The 1,335-nt window shown below is 71.8% G+C and carries 2 protein-coding genes; both read right to left on the bottom strand.

The window, feature by feature from the left end:
- Positions 1–569 (bottom strand): PIG-L deacetylase family protein (locus ACWDA7_RS53000; RefSeq protein ID WP_450615411.1); only part of this gene is annotated, 569 nt, incomplete at its 3' end.
- A partial coding sequence (locus ACWDA7_RS52995) for a glucose-1-phosphate cytidylyltransferase (RefSeq protein ID WP_450615409.1) occupies positions 566–1,335 on the bottom strand: 770 nt, incomplete at its 5' end. The genes ACWDA7_RS52995 and ACWDA7_RS53000, both read right to left, overlap by 4 nt.

The raw sequence follows: 1,335 nt of genomic DNA, 5'->3' as shown, positions 1-1,335 counted from the left end.
CGGGCCAGGCCGAGGAAGGCCTCCCGGTCGTACCAGGGCCGGTGCCGCTGCGAGGGGTAGTGCTCCTGCAGCAGCCGCACCTTCTGTTCGGCGGTGTCCGGGTCCAGCGGCTGGTAGGCGGCCGGCCGGCCGAGGTCGCCGTCCCACTTGACGATCTCGTAGCCGAGCACGAGGTGGTCGCGGAACGCGGTGGTCATCAGCTTGGCCAGGCCGCGGTGGTCCTGGTGGGCGTCGTCGGTGCGCGGCGCGAGGACCAGGTCCGGGTCGGTCTGCGCGCGCAGTTCCTCGACCGCGGACTTGGCCTCCTCCCAGTGGGCCGGGAAGCGGCCGTCGGGCAGTTTGTGCACGGTCAGCCGCAGGTCGGCGCCCGGGCAGAAGGCGGCGAGCGCGGCCTGTTCCTCCTGCTCGCGTTCGCTGCCGCCGCCGGTGAGCACCAGCGCGTCGACCCGGATGCCGGGCCGCGCCAGGCACAGCGTCAGCAGGGTGCCGCCGGCGCCGATGGCGATGTCGTCGCAGTGCGCGCCCACCGCGACGATCCGGTCCAGGGGGCCGGCCCCGAGCCGGATCACGCGGTCCTCACCGCGGCGTTCGCGCCGGCTTGTTCCCACACGGCCCACGGACGGTCGCCCCGGGCGTACGCGGCGTCGAGCGCGGCCCGTTCCTTCACGGTGTCGGTCGGCTTCCAGAAGCCGCGGTGCTGGTGCGCCACCAGCCGTCCCCGCTTGGCCAGCTGGGCGCAGCCGTCGGCGACCAGGTCCCCGTTCTCGGGGATGTGGTCGAAGACCTCCTGGCGGAGCACGAAGTAGCCGCCGTTCTCCCACAGCGGCAGCTCGCTCACCGCGGTGATGCCTCCCACCAGGCCGTCCTCCCCCAGCTCCACGCAGTGGAACGACGACTGCGGCGGCACCACCATCATCGACGCCCCGGCGTCGCGCGCCGCGAACCGGTCGATCATCTCCGGCAGCGGGGCGTCGGTGAGCACGTCGGCGTAGTTGGCGAGGAACATCTCGTCGCCGTCCAGGTGGTGCCGCACCCGGCGCAGCCGCTCCCCGATCGGTGACTCGATGCCGGTCTGCGCGAAGGTGATCGTCCAGTCGGCGATGTCGGTGGAGAGCAGCTCGGTCCGCCCGCCCCGCAGGACGAAGTCGTTGGACGTCGTCTCCTCGTAGTTGAGGAAGAAGTTCTTGATGTGGTGGGCCCCGTACCCGAGGCACAGGATGAACTCCTTGTGCCCGAAGTACGCGTAGTAGCGCATGACATGCCAGATCAGCGGGCGCGGGCCGACCATGGCCATCGGCTTGGGCACGTCGTCGGAGGCACCGTTGCGCATCCGCA

This window comes from Streptomyces sp. NPDC001156 (assembly GCF_053598275.1).
This window is presented reverse-complemented; position numbering and strand designations above follow the sequence as displayed.